This window comes from Nocardia citri, assembly GCF_054065835.1.
Window position 1 is genome coordinate 137,482 of the sequence record NZ_JBSUQM010000006.1, and the last position, 15,002, is coordinate 152,483.

The 15,002-nt window shown below is 65.2% G+C and carries 16 protein-coding genes and 1 pseudogene; 10 read left to right on the plus strand and 7 right to left on the minus strand.

Annotated features, from left to right (window positions below; all coding sequences use genetic code 11):
* Positions 1–83: 83 nt before the first annotated feature.
* Together ACW2Q0_RS11720 and ACW2Q0_RS11725 are read left to right on the plus strand one after the other, a co-directional pair.
* Positions 84–404 carry a hypothetical protein gene (locus tag ACW2Q0_RS11720; protein WP_457189143.1) on the plus strand — a complete coding sequence of 107 codons (321 nt, stop codon included), beginning with the start codon at positions 84–86 and terminating at the stop codon, positions 402–404.
* Between the two features lie 85 nt (positions 405–489).
* A complete protein-coding gene (locus ACW2Q0_RS11725; RefSeq protein WP_457189145.1) occupies positions 490–1,587 on the plus strand; it encodes a CaiB/BaiF CoA transferase family protein in 1,098 nt (365 codons plus the stop codon).
* 69 nt (positions 1,588–1,656) lie between these two features.
* On the opposite strand, the gene yczR is transcribed toward ACW2Q0_RS11725, so the two are convergent.
* Entirely contained in the window at positions 1,657–3,159 is a 1,503-nt protein-coding gene (gene yczR, locus ACW2Q0_RS11730) for a MocR-like transcription factor YczR (RefSeq protein ID WP_457189147.1), read from the minus strand.
* 62 nt (positions 3,160–3,221) lie between these two features.
* On the opposite strand from yczR, the gene ACW2Q0_RS11735 reads away from it, so the two are divergent.
* The 3 genes and pseudogenes from ACW2Q0_RS11735 to ACW2Q0_RS11745 form a co-directional block, all read left to right on the plus strand.
* Positions 3,222–3,584, plus strand: coding sequence for a hypothetical protein (locus tag ACW2Q0_RS11735; protein ID WP_457189149.1), 363 nt, complete (start codon positions 3,222–3,224; stop codon positions 3,582–3,584).
* 4 nt (positions 3,585–3,588) lie between these two features.
* Positions 3,589–4,161 (plus strand): methylated-DNA--[protein]-cysteine S-methyltransferase, encoded by a 573-nt coding sequence (locus tag ACW2Q0_RS11740; RefSeq protein ID WP_457189151.1) that lies wholly within the window; start codon positions 3,589–3,591, stop codon positions 4,159–4,161.
* 9 nt (positions 4,162–4,170) lie between these two features.
* Positions 4,171–4,260: pseudogene (locus tag ACW2Q0_RS11745) on the plus strand (cupin domain-containing protein); the annotation flags it as partial.
* Positions 4,261–4,289: 29 nt separating this feature from the next.
* Here the strand turns inward: ACW2Q0_RS11745 and ACW2Q0_RS11750 are convergent.
* Both ACW2Q0_RS11750 and ACW2Q0_RS11755 read right to left on the minus strand, forming a co-directional pair.
* A complete protein-coding gene (locus ACW2Q0_RS11750; RefSeq protein WP_457189153.1) occupies positions 4,290–4,622 on the minus strand; it encodes a hypothetical protein in 333 nt (110 codons plus the stop codon).
* The gene (locus tag ACW2Q0_RS11755) at positions 4,622–5,848 is read right to left on the minus strand and encodes a Rieske 2Fe-2S domain-containing protein (protein WP_457189155.1); all 1,227 of its coding nucleotides are present in this window, start codon (positions 5,846–5,848) and stop codon (positions 4,622–4,624) included. Before ACW2Q0_RS11755 ends, ACW2Q0_RS11750 begins: the two co-directional genes overlap by 1 nt.
* 198 nt (positions 5,849–6,046) lie before the next feature.
* On the opposite strand from ACW2Q0_RS11755, the gene hsaA reads away from it, so the two are divergent.
* The 4 genes from hsaA to hsaB are packed head-to-tail and all read left to right on the plus strand — an operon-like array spanning position 6,047 to position 9,598.
* A complete protein-coding gene (gene hsaA / locus ACW2Q0_RS11760; protein WP_457189158.1) occupies positions 6,047–7,210 on the plus strand; it encodes a 3-hydroxy-9,10-secoandrosta-1,3,5(10)-triene-9,17-dione monooxygenase oxygenase subunit in 1,164 nt (387 codons plus the stop codon).
* Between the two features lie 2 nt (positions 7,211–7,212).
* The gene (hsaD, locus tag ACW2Q0_RS11765) at positions 7,213–8,091 is read left to right on the plus strand and encodes a 4,5:9,10-diseco-3-hydroxy-5,9,17-trioxoandrosta-1(10),2-diene-4-oate hydrolase (protein ID WP_457189160.1); all 879 of its coding nucleotides are present in this window, start codon (positions 7,213–7,215) and stop codon (positions 8,089–8,091) included.
* A complete protein-coding gene (gene hsaC / locus ACW2Q0_RS11770; RefSeq protein WP_457189162.1) occupies positions 8,091–8,993 on the plus strand; it encodes an iron-dependent extradiol dioxygenase HsaC in 903 nt (300 codons plus the stop codon). The genes hsaD and hsaC overlap by 1 nt, the downstream gene beginning before the upstream one ends.
* A 29-nt stretch (positions 8,994–9,022) precedes the next feature.
* Positions 9,023–9,598, plus strand: coding sequence for a 3-hydroxy-9,10-secoandrosta-1,3,5(10)-triene-9,17-dione monooxygenase reductase subunit (gene hsaB / locus ACW2Q0_RS11775; protein WP_457189164.1), 576 nt, complete (start codon positions 9,023–9,025; stop codon positions 9,596–9,598).
* Positions 9,599–9,639: 41 nt separating this feature from the next.
* On the opposite strand, the gene ACW2Q0_RS11780 is transcribed toward hsaB, so the two are convergent.
* Complete coding sequence (locus tag ACW2Q0_RS11780) at positions 9,640–11,076, minus strand: MFS transporter (RefSeq protein WP_457189166.1); 1,437 nt, start codon at positions 11,074–11,076, stop codon at positions 9,640–9,642.
* A 153-nt stretch (positions 11,077–11,229) separates the two neighbouring features.
* Here ACW2Q0_RS11780 and ACW2Q0_RS11785 point away from each other — a divergent pair, with 153 nt between their 5' ends.
* Positions 11,230–11,772 carry an SbtR family transcriptional regulator gene (locus ACW2Q0_RS11785; RefSeq protein WP_457189168.1) on the plus strand — a complete coding sequence of 181 codons (543 nt, stop codon included), beginning with the start codon at positions 11,230–11,232 and terminating at the stop codon, positions 11,770–11,772.
* A gap of 135 nt (positions 11,773–11,907) precedes the next feature.
* On the opposite strand, the gene ACW2Q0_RS11790 is transcribed toward ACW2Q0_RS11785, so the two are convergent.
* The 3 genes from ACW2Q0_RS11790 to ACW2Q0_RS11800 form a co-directional block, all read right to left on the minus strand.
* Complete coding sequence (locus ACW2Q0_RS11790) at positions 11,908–12,639, minus strand: hypothetical protein (RefSeq protein WP_457189170.1); 732 nt, start codon at positions 12,637–12,639, stop codon at positions 11,908–11,910.
* 73 nt (positions 12,640–12,712) lie between these two features.
* Positions 12,713–14,434, minus strand: a complete 1,722-nt coding sequence (locus ACW2Q0_RS11795) for an asparagine synthetase B family protein (protein ID WP_457189172.1) — start codon at positions 14,432–14,434, stop codon at positions 12,713–12,715.
* A gap of 8 nt (positions 14,435–14,442) precedes the next feature.
* Positions 14,443–14,925: a hypothetical protein gene (locus ACW2Q0_RS11800; RefSeq protein WP_457189174.1), complete on the minus strand. Its 483-nt coding sequence runs from the start codon at positions 14,923–14,925 to the stop codon at positions 14,443–14,445.
* Positions 14,926–15,002: the final 77 nt, after the last annotated feature.

A 15,002-nucleotide genomic window follows, 5' to 3' on the forward strand; every position in this document is an offset into this window, starting at 1 on the left:
GCTCAGTCTACGGGCGTTGACCGAAGCGAATCGCCATGCTAGTTTTCGGTCCACAGACGTTGACTGAAAGTAGGTAACCCCTCATGTGGCACACGATTCTTCTGTCGGCACTGGCCGGACTGTTCGGCACGAATGCGGTCCCCCATTTCGTCAAAGGCATGGTCGGCGAACAATTTCCGAATGTGTGGGGTAACGATCCGCTACGCAATGCCGTGGCGGGCACCTTTGGACTCGCACTCGCGGTCCTTATCGGATACTGGGCAGACTTGTCGGCGCATGTCTACGCGAGCATCGGCAGCGCCCTCGTCGGCGCATTGCTGATGGCGGTGTTCCATGGGCTCGGCGGGGCTTATCGACTCAACTCCGCGCTGGGGCTCGCGAACCCGGTTCGCGCTGCCTACTGATGCGGCTCGACGTTATTGTCATACTGTCAATACAACCTCGGGTCGCTCCCGGGTAGCGCTGGACAACGACGAACCGAGGTAGGGCGTGAGCACACCATCCACCACCGACCTGGGCCCGCTCGCGGGCATCAAGGTCATCGAGCTGGCCGGTATCGGCCCCGGTCCGCATGCGGCACTGCTGCTGGCCGACCTCGGCGCCGATGTGGTGCGGATACAGCGGCCCAATGTGCTGCCCGGTTCCATGGAGCGGCCGCACTGGCGTGGGCGCACCATCGTCGAGGCCGATCTGAAGGACCCGGCGGATATCGAGAAGGTGCTCGCACTCACCGAGAAGGCCGATGTGCTGATCGAGGGCTTCCGGCCCGGCGTCACCGAGCGCCTGGGTCTCGGCCCGGATACCGTGCTCGCGCGCAATCCGCGGTTGGTCTACGGCCGGATGACCGGCTGGGGTCAGGAGGGCCCGCTGGCCGATCGCGCCGGCCACGACATCAACTACATCTCGCTGACCGGTGTGCTGCACGCCATCGGCCGCAAGGGTGAACGTCCGGTGCCCCCGCTCAATATGGTCGGCGACTTCGGCGGCGGCTCGATGTTCCTGGTGTTCGGCATTCTCGCGGCACTGATCGAGCGGCAGCGCTCCGGTAAGGGTCAGGTCATCGATGCGGCGATGATCGATGGGGCGCTTGCGCTTTCGCACATGATCTGGGGTATGCGCGGCGTGGGCATGTGGTCGGATGAGCGCGGCACCAACCTGCTCGATACCGGTATGGCGTTCTACGACACGTACGAGACCTCGGACGGCAAGTACATGGCGGTCGGCGCGATCGAGCCGCAGTTCTACGCGCAACTGTTGCACGGCTTGGAGATCGACCCCCGGGGCCTGCCCGCGCAGAGCGATCCGAATGGTCAGGATCAGCTGAAGAAACTGTTCTCGGAGAAGTTCAAGACCAAGACCCGCGACGAATGGGCCGCGATCTTCGAGGGCACCGATGCGTGCACGACACCGGTGCTGACTTTCACCGAGGCAGAACAGAATCCGCACATTGCCGCCCGCACCGGGCTGATCGAGATCGATGGTGTCGTCCAGCATGCGCCGACGCCGCGCTTCTCCCGCACCCCCGCTGGTGCGCCCACCCCGCCGCCGAACACGGCGACGCCGATCGAATCCATCTGGGCGGATTGACAATAAGCCGTCGACGCTAGCGGGAACCGACGGTCCCGAACGAGATCCATACCTCGATCTTGCACCCGGTCAGTAGCAGGTGAGCGGTTGCAGGGGGTCGGCGGCGCGGGGCGTGAGGGCTTCGTAGGCGGCGGCGATGGACTTCACCGCCAGGCGGAGCTCGGGTTCGGGGTGGGTGAAGGGCAGGCGGATGAAGCGTTCGAAGGCACCCTGGACACCGAATCTCGGTCCGGCGGCGAGCAATACGCCGTGGTTGGGGGCGGTGGCGGCCAGGGCCGTCGACACCGGAGCCGACAGTTGCGCCCAGACCGACATGCCGCCGTCGCCGACGATGGTGCGCCAGTCCGGGAGCTCTTCGCCGAGCGTGGCGAGCAGCGCCGCACGCTGGGCGCGGAGTTGATCGCGTCGGCGGGCGAGGATGGTATCGGCATTCTCCAGCAGGTGGATGGTGGCCAGCTGATCCATGACAGGCGTGCCGAGGTCGACGGTGGAGCGGATGCCGAGCAGCTTCGTTATCAATGTTTGGTTGGTGCGTATCCAGCCGACGCGCAGACCGCCCCAAAAGGATTTCGAGGCCGAGCCGATGGTGATGATCTCGCTGCCCTTGGCGAAGGCCGCGACCGGTGGGGGCGCGGTTCGGTCGGTCAGGCTCAGGTCCACCATCGACTCGTCGATCACCACGGTCATCCGGGTCTCGCGGGCGATGGCGGCCAGTTCGGCGCGGCCGTCGGCATCGAGCAGCAGGCCGGTCGGGTTGTTGAAGTCCGGCACCAGGTAGGCCAGGGTGGCTGCGGTTTGCCTTGCGGCACTGCGGATTCCGTCGAGATCCCAGCCGGACTCGGGAGTTTCGGGTCGCAGCGGCACCGGCACCGGGCGGGCGCCGACATCCCGGATCGCCTCGATGGCATTCGGATAGGTCGGGTGGTCGATGAGTACCCGGGCCGCGGGTGCGGTCAGCACATTCAACAGCAGGCGCAGGCCATGCTGGGCGCCGAGAGTGACCAGGATCTGGTCCGGTTCGGTGGGCAGGCCACGCTCGGTGTAGCGGCGCGCCAGTGCCTCACGCAGCGCGAGCACACCGACCGGATCCATACCGTGCGTGCCGAGATAGGCCGGAAGACCTTGCAGCGCAATGGAGTACGCCTCCTGCATTTCTGAGGGCGCGGCCATGGCGGCGTAGGTCATATCGACGGTCGGCAGTTCCGGTTGCGCCATCATCGCGAGGATGCTGCGGGCCGGTTTGGTGCCGTCGTGCTGCACGTCGCTCGGGAGGGCGACGGTGCTGCGCGAACCCTGGCGGCTGATCAGATAGCCGTGTTCGCGCAGCAGGCTGTAGGTGGAGGTGATGGTCGTGCGGCTGACGCCGAGGGTCGCGGCCAGATCGCGTTCACTGGGCAGCGCGACGCCGAGCGGTGCGCGGCCGTCGTGGATGAGTAGACGGATGCCTTCGGCGAGAGCCAGATAGGCCGGGCGCGTCGACCGGCGCTCCCCCGCTTCGCCGTTCTCGTCCGCACTGCGCCAACTACCCAGATCACGGGCAAGACTCGTGGCACCGATAACTCTCGTCGACATAAAGTCCAGTATTAGCTAAGTGGATATTCAATGACAAGGCCAGTGCGCGCACGCTGACTCGTATGACTGCCGTCGCCGCCCTGCTCGTCATCGCCGCCTTCGCCTATCTCATCCGCCGGGTCGCGCCGCGCCGCCCGAGCGAGGTCTTGCGCCTCGAACGATTCCACGCGCCGGGACCATTGACCGAACGGTCCCCGTCGTACTACGAAAACCAGCGTCAATACGCGGATCTCGTCGCTATCTACGGCCACGGCGACGTGCCGGATCCCGATGCCGGCGCTCTTGCCTATCCCGAACGGGCCGCGCAGCGCCGGATCGCGAAGCCTAGTTGCGCGGCCGCCGAGCCGACCGCCGACGCGATCCAGGCCAGTTCCGGAGAACTGGACTGGTCTGGTCATCAATGTCAGAACCGACGTGCACACTGACCGTATGAGTGGTTCCGCTCGCCCGGTCACCGGGTCGGCGCTGTTCGACACCGCGATCGGCTCCTGCGCGATCGCCTGGACCGGCGATTTCGTATTCCGATTCGGACTGCCGGAGGCGAATCCCGCCGCGACGCGGACGCGGATCATGCGCCCCAGCAGCCGAATTCCGGACGCCGAGGAAATTCCGGAGACCCGGCCCCCCGGCCCCATCGCCGATGCGATCGCCCGCATCCAGGCCCACCTGGCCGGCGAGGTCGACGATCTGCGCTGGATTCCGGTGACCACCAACGGAATTCCGGAATTCCACCGCGCCGTCTACGCAGTCACCCGCGTCATCGATCCGGGCCATACCCTCAGCTACGGCCAGGTCGCTGACCGTATCGGCGCCCCCGGCGCGGCCCAAGCCGTCGGACAGGCCCTCGGCCGCAATCCGATCCCCCTGATCATCCCCTGTCATCGCGTCCTGGCCGCCGACCACACCCTCACCGGCTTCTCCGCCCCCGGCGGCATCACCACCAAACAACGTCTCCTGGAAATCGAACGCACCCCGGGCTTCGGCGAGCCCACCCTCTTCTGAATACCCAGTCAGGCCGCGCGACCCGCGGATGATGAGTATGTGCTGGTCAGCTGCATAGTCGCACCCGGATTCGACTTCGCGGATTTCCGGCTCGACTGATTCGGCCAGCGGCGCACCCGCGATCGGGCCTACTCGCGAACCTCGAGCACACCCTCGTCGACAGCCCATTCGATCGTCTTCTCCAGGTGCGCACAGGATTCCGGGCGCCCTGGCCCGTACCCTTGCGCGCTGAGCCTGGCGAAGACCGGACAGCGCGCGGCCGGATTGTCGGTCCACTGCACTGAGGTCTGGTGCGACGAGCTCTTGCGCACCAACACCTCGCTCTGGCAGGACCGACACCGCAGCGGCGTCAGTCCCTCCTCCATATACCGCTGTTTGTCGACGATGGTCTGGGCCCGCACCGCGGCCCGCCGCGCCGGTTGATCGGCGAAGTCGGGTGCTTTCGCCCAGGTCGGCGCCATCAGACTTCCGCTTCCCGCTTGCGCCGCAGATTCTCGGCGACTTCGGCCTCCCACGCCTGGTTCGCCTTGGTGGTATCCACCTCGAATTCGAAGCGCTGGGTCATCTTGTCGGTCACGTCGGCCAGATCCACATAGAACTGGTCGTACCACCGACGCAGCTGGTAGACCGGGCCGTCCTCCTCGCAGAGCAGCGGATTATCGACCTTGGACTTGTGCTTCCAGATCTCGACATCCTGCAGGAATCCGACGCTGATGCCATCGGTCATCTTCGCGGCCAGCTTTCCGGCCGTCTCACCGTCGACGCCCTTCGGTTTCTCCAGCGATACGCCCCACTGCAGTACGAACGAATCCTGCGTCACCGGGTAGTGGCAGTTGATCAGGACGCTTTTGACCTCGTATTCGCTGTAGATATTGACCAGCGGGTTGATCATGTAAGAGGGCCCGAAGTACGACGCCTGCGACTTCAACAGGGTGTCGCCGCCGTACTTCTCGGCCATGCCGATATCGGGACGGCCCTTGGTCTGCAGGAATTGGGTGGCGATATGTCCCTCGAAGACGTTCTTGAAGTACGTCGGGAAGGCGAAGTGGATATAGAAGAAGTGGGCCATATCCACCACGTTGTCGATGATCTCGCGGCAGTTCGCGCCCTCGATCAGCAGCGAGTTCCAGGTCCATTCGGTCCACCCGCTGTCGAGCTGTTCACTCGGGTTGCCAGCCGCGTCGGTGTACGGACCGACGATATGCGGAATAGTCACCTCCGGCGGCGGCTGGCTGCCCTCGACGTCGTGCCAGACGAACAGCTGTCCATTGCGCTCGAGCGTGGTCCACTTGCGGGTCCGAGCCAGCGGCGGCACGCGCCGCGCATAGGGAATCGACGTGCATTTGCCACTGGTGCCGGACCAGCGCCAGTCGTGGAACGGACAGGCGATATCGCCGTCCTTGACCGCACCCATGCTCAGGTCGCCACCCATATGCCTGCAGTAGGCGTCGAGCACCCGGAGTTCGCCAAAACTGTCGACCCAGACGACAAGCTTGGTCCCGAACACCTCGACCGCGTGCGGGTTGCCGTCGCGGAACGACTTCGCCAAACCGAGGCAATGCCATCCGCGCGCGTATCGGGTGGGCGCGGAGCCCACGTCGAGCTCGCGGGGCCTACCCACCCCGTCGGCGCCGCCGACTGCCGTCCCCCTTCCCTTCGCACCGCTCCCCGGTGGGGAAACTGCCATCGCGATCCCTCCTCCTTCTATACTAGAACACGTTACAAAAATGTCGCGTTCCACGCCAGCGATCAAGTCGACCACCTGCGAACCGGTGACGAATGCCCCTCATGGTCACCCGTTCTCGACAGAAATAAGAACCTGTTCTAGTCTCAGAGGCAAATGAGTACCGGTTACCAATCCGACCAGGCAGGAGCGGGTCCCGCGATGACGCAAGAAGTAACCGAACGGGTCGAAGCACTGTTGCCGATGCTGCGCGAGCGGGCACAGGAGGCCGAGGACCTGCGGCGCATCCCCGACGAATCGATGAAGGCACTGCAGGAAGCCGGCTTCTTCCGTCTACTGCAGCCCAAGCAGTGGGGTGGGCACGCGGCCGATCCGGTCGTGTTCTACGACACGGTTCGCAAACTGGCCAGCGCCTGCGGTTCCACCGGCTGGGTGGCAGGCATCGTCGGCGTGCACAACTGGCACCTCGCGCTGTTCGCGCGGCAAGCGCAGCAGGATGTGTGGGGCGAGGACAACGAGGTGCGCATCTGCTCGTCCTACGCTCCGATGGGCGCGGGCACGGTCGTCGACGGCGGCTACATCGTCAAGGGCGCGTGGGCCTGGTCCTCGGGTTCGGATCACGCCACCTGGGCGGTGCTCGGCGGTCCGGTGATCAAGGACGGCAAGCCGGTCGACTTCGGCAGCTTCCTGATCCCCCGCGCCGACTACCACATCGATGACGTGTGGAATGTGGTCGGATTGCGCGGCACCGGTTCCAATACTGTTGTGGTGGAGGATGTTTTCGTGCCGTCGCATCGGTTCCTGAGCTTCCGCGCGATGAGCGAGCTGAAATCCCCCGGCCTGGAACAGAACACCGATCCGGTGTACAAAATGCCTTGGGGCACCATCCATCCCACCACCATCTCGGCGCCGATCGTCGGCATGGCGTACGGCGCGTATGCCGCCCATGTCGAGCACCAGGGCAAGCGCGTGCGCGCGGCCTACACCGGTGAGAAGGCCAAGGACGATCCATTCACCAAGGTGCGCGTCGCCGAGGCCGCCAGCGATATCGATGCGGCCTGGCGTCAGCTGTCGGGCAATATCGCCGACGAATACGCACTGCTGGTGGCGGACAAAGAGATTCCGTTCGATCTGCGGGTGCGCGCACGCCGCGACCAGGTGCGCGCGACCGGCCGGGCGATCGCCTCGATCGACAGGCTCTTCGAAGCCTCCGGCGCCACCGCACTCGCGAACGGCACACCACTGCAGCGCTTCTGGCGCGACGCGCATGCCGGTCGGGTGCACGCGGCCAACGATCCCGAGCGCGCCTATGTTATGTACGGCACGCACGAGTTCGGGCTGCCGGTTACCGACGGCATGGTCTAGCCATGACCGCGACAACCGAACTCACCTACGAATCGACCTCGCGATACGCGCAGGCGCGGCCCGATCTGCGCCTGCACTATCACGAAGCCGGAATCGGCAACAGCCCGACAATCGTGCTGCTGCACGGCGGCGGGCCCGGCGCCTGCTCATGGTCGAACTTCGCCCGCAATATCCCGGTGCTGGCCCGCGGCTTTCATGTGCTCGCCGTGGATCAGCCGGGATTCGGACGCTCGGATAAACCGACCGAGCATCCGCAGTACTTCACACACAGCGCCTCGGCGCTGAAGGATCTGCTCGACGCGCTGGAGATCACCGGACGCGTACACCTGCTGGGCAATTCGCTCGGCGGCGGCACCGCGGTGCGGTTCGCGCTGGACTATCCGGAGCGGGCGGGCAAGCTGGTGCTGATGGGTCCGGGCGGGTTGAGCGTCAACCTGTTCGCACCGGATCCGACCGAGGGTGTAAAGCACCTCGCGACCTTCAATTCCGCGCCGACCAGGGAAAACCTGGAGGCGTTCCTGCGAATCATGGTCTTCGATCAATCGCTGATCACCGATGAGCTGATCGATGAGCGCTTCGCCTCGGCGAGTACGCCCGAGGCGCTGGCCGCGACCCGGGCAATGGGAAAGTCCTTCGCCGGAGCCGATTTCGAGCAAGGCATGATCTGGCGCGATGTCTACAAGCTACGCCAGCCGGTGCTGCTCATCTGGGGCCGGGAAGATCGGGTGAATCCACTCGACGGCGCACTGGTCGCGACGAAGATGATTCCACGGGTGCAACTGCACGTCTTCGGCGGTTGCGGGCACTGGGCCCAGCTGGAGAAGTTCGACGAATTCAACCGGCTGGCAACGGAGTTCCTTGCCGGTGTGAAGGAGAAGTGATGGGTATTCGATCACTGGCGTATCTGCGCATCGAGGCCACCGATATCGCGGCCTGGCGTGCATACGGACTCGAGGTACTCGGCATGGTCGAAGGTAAGGGCACCGATCCCGAGTCGCTGTATCTGCGCATGGACGAGTTTCCGGCCCGGCTGGTCGTCGTGCCCGGCGAAAAGGATCGGCTGCGGGTCTCCGGCTGGGAAACCGCCAATGCCGCCGAGCTACAGGATATTCGGGACCGGCTGGATGCGGCCGGGGTGCCCTTCAAGGACGGCACCGCACCGGACAAGGCCGATCGCCGGGTCCACGAGCTGATCTCGTTCGAAGATCCTTCGGGCAACACCCTGGAGGCGTTTCACGGTGTGGCACTGGAACATCGGCGCGTGGTCAGCCGGCATGGACACCGGTTCGTCACGGGCGAACAGGGACTCGGCCACGTGGTGCTCAGCACCTCCGACGATGCGGCCGCGCTGAGCTTCTACCGCGATGTGCTCGGCTTCCGGCTGCGCGATTCGATGCGGCTGCCACCGCAGCTGGTCGGGCGGCCCGCCGACGGTGAACCGGCCTGGTTGCGCTTCTTCGGCTGCAATGCGCGCCACCACTCACTGGGCTTGCTGCCCATGCCGACGCCGAGCGGCATCGTGCACCTGATGGTCGAGGTGGAGGGCTCCGACGATGTCGGGCTCTGCCTGGATCGCGCACTGCGCAAGAAGGTGAAGATGTCGGCCACACTCGGCCGGCACGTCAACGACAAAATGCTGTCGTTCTATATGAAGACACCGGGTGGCTTCGACGTCGAATTCGGTTGTGAAGGTTTGGCAGTCGACGATGCGGACTGGATCGCGCGGGAATCCACCGCGGTCAGCCTGTGGGGTCACGACTTCACGGTCGGACAGCGGCAGTAGTAGTGCACGACAGGGCGAGCGGGGAGACGATGACGACGCGGGAATATCCGGCGACCGACGGGCGGCAGTTCCGAAATGTCTTGGGGCAGTTCTGCACCGGCATCACGGTGATCACCACCTTCGACGCCGACGGCGCCCCGATCGGTTTCGCCTGCCAATCCTTCGCCGCCCTGTCCCTGGACCCGCCCCTGGTGCTGTTCTGCCCCACCAAGACCTCGCGATCCTGGGCGGCCATCGAACAGTCCGGACGGTTCTGCGTGAATGTCCTCGCCGAGCAACAGCAGCAACTGTGTGCCCGCTTCGGATCCCGTGAGACCGATAAATTCGCCGAAACCAACTGGCACACCTCGGATCTGGAGCTCCCGCTCCTGGACGACGCGCTCGCCACCGTCCAATGCAAGGTGGACAGCGTCGTCGACGGCGGCGATCACTACATCGTGATCGGCCGGGTGCTGGCCCTGTCGGAGTCGACCGTCTCCGGACGGCCGCTGTTGTTCTATCGCGGCCAGTACACCGCCATCGAGCCGGATAAGACCGTACCGGCACCCTGGCGGCGCGACCTGGAACATTTCCTCACCACAACGACGCTGGATACCTGGCTGTAGAAAATATGCCCCGCCCGGAATCGACCGGGCAGGGCGATATTTCAGTCCGCAGAACGCGTGCCGCGGAAGGTGAGAGCGACCACGAACGTCAGCGCGGCGATGACCACGGCACCGGCGAAGGCGGCGGTGATCCCGCTGACCAGGGCGTGCGGTGCCGAACCGCCGGCTTCGCGGGATGCCGTGCCGAATACGGTGACCAGAATGGCGAGACCGAGCGCGGAGCCGGTCTGCTGCAAGGTTTGCAGTGCGCCGCCCGCGGCACCGGCTTCGGTCGGCGCGACGCTCGACATAATAATCACGTTGAGTGGTGAAAAGGCCAGGCCGATACCGCTTCCCATCAGGATCATGGCGATGAACAGCATCGGGAAGTACGCGGTGTCGACGGTCAGTCGGGTCAGCAGCGCCAAACCGGCCGCCATCAGCAATGTGCCGATTACCGTCACCGGTTTCGGGCCGAAGCGCGGCAGCAGCCGCGGGATCAGCCGGATCATGGTGAACATCATCAGCGCGGTCGGCATGAACGCGAAACCCGTTGCCAGCGCGCTCAATCCGAGCACTTCCTGCAGGTATTGGGTGAGGAAGAAGAACATCGACATACCGGCCATCGGCCCGAGGAACATATTGGCGTAGGCCGCGGCGCGATTGCGATCGGCGAACAGCCGCAGTGGCAGCAGGGGTTGGGCCGTGCGCGCCTCGATGGTCAGGAAGGTGGAGATCAGGATGACACCCACAGCCAGCCAGATATCGGTGCCCGCATTGCTCCAGCCGTATGATGCGGCGCTGATGAAGCCGTAGACCAGCGCGGCGATACCGCCGGTGGCGGTCACCGCACCTGGCAGGTCCAGGCGGGCGGGTTGGCGCCCCGCAGCAGCGGCCGGCAGATAGCGCAGCGCGAATACGACGACCGCCAGGCCGAAGGGCACATTGATGAACAGCGCCGAACGCCAGCTCAGCCATTCGGTCAGCAGGCCGCCGATAACGAGACCGATCGCGAAACCCGCACTGGACATGCCGGAGAACAGCGCGAGCACCCGCATCCGGGCCTTGGGCTCAGTGAAGGTGGTGGTCAGCAGCGCGAGGGTGCTGGGGCCTGCCATGGCCCCGCCGATGCCCTGCACAACACGGGCGACGAGCAGCCAGGTGGCCGACGGTGTCAACCCGCCCGCCAGCGAGGCCAGTGTGAACACTGCTGTGCCGACAATGAACAGGTTCCGACGGCCGAACAGATCGCCCGCGCGGCCGCCGAGCAGCAGCAGACCACCGAATACCAGGGTGTAGGCGTTCATCACCCAGGACAGATTGGTCGCGGTGAAATGCAGGTCGGTGTGGATGCGCGGCAACGCCACGTTCATGACGGTGATATCGAGGATGATCATCAATTGGCAGGTCAGCAGGGTGACCAGCACAATGCCGGATCGGAGCCGACCGGCGCTGCTGGTTGCGGGCACACCGGTGTCCGCGGACATGGTTGTGGACAAAGAACGCTCCATCGAATGGGAATCAAGCGGAGGAAGCCTCCGCTTACGCTAGAGCTATCATATGGAGGGTTCCTCCAGTTTTGCAACTCTATCTGGAGGGTCCTTCCGTTTTTCAGTGGAGGGAATATGGGAGCACCGTCGACGGGAAGGCCGATGCGCGCGGACGCCCGGCGCAACTATGAGCGGATCGTGACATCCGCTCAGCAGACATTCGCCGAACAGGGCCCCGACGCCCCACTGGAGGAGATCGCCCGCCGCGCCGGTGTCGGCATCGGCACACTCTACCGGCACTTTCCGAGCCGCGAGGTGCTGATCGAAGCCGTATACCGTTCCAGCATCGAACAATTGAGCGCCCGCGCCCATGCGCTACTCGAAACCCGTTCGGCCGTCGAGGCTTTCGAAACGTGGCTGCGCGAACAAGTGCAGTGGGTGATGGCCAACCGCAGCCTCGCGACCACCATGAAGGCCGGTATGGACAAGGGCTCACCGACCTTCATCGCGTGTCGCTCGATGATCACCGACGCGGCGGCCGCGCTACTGAACGCGGCGCAGGATGCGGGCGATATCCGTCGCGATATCGAACCGCGCGATCTGCTCAGGTTCGGACACGGCATCGGGGTCGCCTGTGAGACAGTTCCCGAAGCCGCCCCGCGCATGATCGATGTCGCGCTTGACGGTATGCGCGCGCCGAACTGAACCGGCGGTGGAAAGCCGAGGTGTCGATCCGCATCCCATTCGCATGAGACCAGCCGTTGTCAAGACGGTGACGGACGCCGGTCTCCGCGACTTTCCGAGATGGAGCCGATCGGATCGCAGCCGATACCGAGTGCGCTAGGGAAGTGACGTGCAGGAGGCGGCGTCCGGCAATTCCTCGGCCAGGAAGACGGTTTGGGCCATCATTTTGAAGCCGGACATCTGCTCGCGGAAGACTTCGATGGACTCTTCGGGGTGGACCGAGTCGATGACGGCATGCTGGCCGATGGCATTGAATTGATGGCTCACACCGCGCGGGATCTGCATATCGACGAAGGAGCAGGGCGGGACGATCAGGTTGTACCTGGTGCGGTGCAGGTCGGGTGGGGTGTCGGGTAGATCGTCCTCGAATTGGTTGGGGGCGAAGGGCGTTACGCCTTCGATATGAGTTACCCGGAACGGCGAGAGGCTGCTCACCCGGATATGGGTGTCGGGACCGGTCATCATGCGGACGAAGCGCATGCCGGTATGCAGATGCATGCGCGAGCAGATGCCGCGTTCCTCGGCATCGTAGAAATCCATGATGTAGCGATCGGCGAAGAAGCCGTCGAAGGGCGATTCGATCATGTAGACCTCGCCCTCCTCGAAGGTCTGGGACCTGGTGATGCCATCGGCGTCGGGTACGGTCGCGGCACGGCTCGCCCTCGCGTTCCGGACTATCTGGGCGAAGGTCTGGACAACCACCGCGGCCACCTCCGGCGGGAATTGTGCGACGGGTGTGACGACGTTACATCCCGCGTCGACGAATCCGGCCAGGTCATGGATCTCGTTCTCATCGTCCGCGTGCTGTTTGATGCGGGGATCGGACATGCGGCTCCTCGGTGCTACTCCAACGTAGGACTGCGCTGACGGCTGCGCCTTTGGTTCACTCGCCGACACTCGCTCACGGCCCGACTTCGAAGGACCGCAACCACAGCTCCAATGACAGCACCAGCCACAACTTGCCGCCCTGCCGCGGCAACAGTGCACCTTCGCCGCGCAACCACGAGCCGATGGTGTCGGTGCGGAACAGGCCGCGGGCTCGCGCGGAGGAGCCGAGCAGCAGATCGTGTCCGAGTTCGCGCAGCGGCACGGACAACCACTGCTGCACCGGAACTCGCATACCGCTCTTGGGGCGGTCCACGATGGTTGCCGGAAGTAGGTCGCGCACAGCCTGTTTGAGGATCCACTTCTCACTGGTACCGGCCAGCTTGTATCGACCCGGTACCCGGAAGGCGTGGTCGATGACGGCCCGATCGAACAATGGCGCGCGGCCCTCCAAACCGCTTGCGGCGGTGAGTCGTTCGACCTTGGTGAGGATGTGATGTGCGCCTTTGGTGCGCAGGTTGGTGTGCAGCAGCTGGTTCAGCAGGCTGGTCATCCGGCCCTGGTGCAGATAGGGCGCGACCAGGTCGGTCAATGGTGGTGCGTCCGCCAGCGCGGTCAGGACGTCGGGACTCAGTAGCACCGGTAGGTCGCCGTAGCACTTGCGGTAACTGTCCAGGTAGGCCAGCGCTCTGGCGTCCGGAGCCGGGTCGTCGCGGGACAATTCGAAGATCAGCATCGGCAGGTTCTTCGGACCGCCGAAGACCGGGTCGCCGCCCTCACCGTTGAGAACCACCCGAATACCGTCTGCGGCAACGGCTTCCGCGAGCATTAGGTTGGGCACGGTGAGTGGATCACCGACCGGGCAGTCCAGCAGCGACACCGTCCGCGCCAGTCGCGACGCGACCGTTTCACCGGACACTGTGAGTACTCGATGGTCGGTATCGCAGTGGGTGGCGACGAGTCCGGAGTACGCGAGCTCATTCGGGGTGGTCCCGCCGAAGCTGATGGAATACGAACGCACGCGCTGATCGTGCATTTTGGCGGCGAGAGCGGTGACCAGGCTGCTGTCGATGCCGCCGGAAAGCAACACCCCGACCGGCTCGCCGACGGGCAGTCGCCGTGCGACCGCGTCCTCCAGCAGTCCGCGGAGTTCGAGTGCATGGTCGGCGGCCGCTCGCGGGTCCTCGACTTCGACGGGCTCCCAATAGGTTTCCTCGGTCATCGAGCCGTCGCCGTGCAGGCGGACACAGCGGCCGGGCAGGACCTCGTGAATGCCGCGCAGCAGCGTCTCGCGTCCCGGCAGGTAGGCGAAGGTGAGGAAGGAGCGAACTGCGGGTAGATGCAGACCGGTTCGCAGTGCGGGCCACCGGTGCACTGCGCGCAGCGAGGTGGAGGCGGCCCAGGCATTGCCCGCGCGTGCGTGGAAGAGCGTGCGGGTGCCGACGTGATCGCGGATCAGTACCAGGTCCTCGCCGTCGGCGATGGCAAGTGCGAACATGCCGTCGGCGGCGGCGATGCCGTCGAGTCCGAAGCGGGCGTAGCAGTGCAGCAACAGCTCACCGTCGGCGCAGTCCGGCGGCACATCCGCGCCGAGCCGGGCGCGCAGCCGGGCCGCGTTGAACAGGGTGACCTCGCCGACCGCCGTCAGCGCACCGACAGTGAACGGACCTGCGGCGATACCCGGACCATCGAGCAATCCAAGCGCGTGCGGGCCGGTCACCGACACCGGATTGCCGCCGACCGCCCGCACCTGACCGCCCGGATCATCCGGCGTCAGGAATGCACACCAACGAGACATGATTCCCCTCAGCCGAAATCGCCGCCGTCGTCCCCGCCGTCATCGTCCCAACCGCCGTAATCGCCGCCGCCGTCGGAACCGGACGATTGCGCGAGCGCCTGTCGGCGTAACTCCTCTTCTTCCTCGACAGTCAGCGAAGTCGGCGGCAGGATCAACGCACCGAGCAGCGCGCCGCCGGCGACCGCGGCCAGAATCCCGCCGAGCCGACCACCGAACGAGGACCGATTCACGGTCAGCACACCGTCACCCCACAGCGTCCGCCCGAACCCCGCCTCCCGGCCGTAAACCACGGATCCGTCGTGGTAGCTGCGTTTCACGAGCTTCGGCCCGAGCCCCTCATCGGTCCCGGAGTTACCCCGATCATCGCGCCACGACACCATCGCCTGCCGACCGCGCGTCCGCCACTCCTGACGCCCATCGGCATACCGCCGATGCACAGATCCATCAGCGAGCAATTCATCGGTATACGTAATCTGCCGATGCTCCGGCACAGCAATTCCCTTTCATGCGTCGGACCAAGTCGAAAGCCCGCATCCCGAGCGCAGCGCAGTTCGGGTCGAGTGTTTCC

Coding starts and splice junctions, on each gene's coding strand:
- hsaB (WP_457189164.1), top strand. CDS start 9,023: ATGACGACGCGGGAATATCCGGCGACCGACGGGCGGCAGTTCCGAAAT.
- ACW2Q0_RS11750 (WP_457189153.1), bottom strand. CDS start 4,622: ATGGCGCCGACCTGGGCGAAAGCACCCGACTTCGCCGATCAACCGGCG.
- ACW2Q0_RS11720 (WP_457189143.1), top strand. CDS start 84: ATGTGGCACACGATTCTTCTGTCGGCACTGGCCGGACTGTTCGGCACG.
- yczR (WP_457189147.1), bottom strand. CDS start 3,159: ATGTCGACGAGAGTTATCGGTGCCACGAGTCTTGCCCGTGATCTGGGT.
- ACW2Q0_RS11790 (WP_457189170.1), bottom strand. CDS start 12,639: ATGTCCGATCCCCGCATCAAACAGCACGCGGACGATGAGAACGAGATC.
- ACW2Q0_RS11795 (WP_457189172.1), bottom strand. CDS start 14,434: ATGTCTCGTTGGTGTGCATTCCTGACGCCGGATGATCCGGGCGGTCAG.
- hsaA (WP_457189158.1), top strand. CDS start 6,047: ATGACGCAAGAAGTAACCGAACGGGTCGAAGCACTGTTGCCGATGCTG.
- ACW2Q0_RS11740 (WP_457189151.1), top strand. CDS start 3,589: ATGAGTGGTTCCGCTCGCCCGGTCACCGGGTCGGCGCTGTTCGACACC.
- ACW2Q0_RS11755 (WP_457189155.1), bottom strand. CDS start 5,848: ATGGCAGTTTCCCCACCGGGGAGCGGTGCGAAGGGAAGGGGGACGGCA.
- hsaC (WP_457189162.1), top strand. CDS start 8,091: ATGGGTATTCGATCACTGGCGTATCTGCGCATCGAGGCCACCGATATC.
- hsaD (WP_457189160.1), top strand. CDS start 7,213: ATGACCGCGACAACCGAACTCACCTACGAATCGACCTCGCGATACGCG.
- ACW2Q0_RS11785 (WP_457189168.1), top strand. CDS start 11,230: ATGCGCGCGGACGCCCGGCGCAACTATGAGCGGATCGTGACATCCGCT.
- ACW2Q0_RS11735 (WP_457189149.1), top strand. CDS start 3,222: ATGACTGCCGTCGCCGCCCTGCTCGTCATCGCCGCCTTCGCCTATCTC.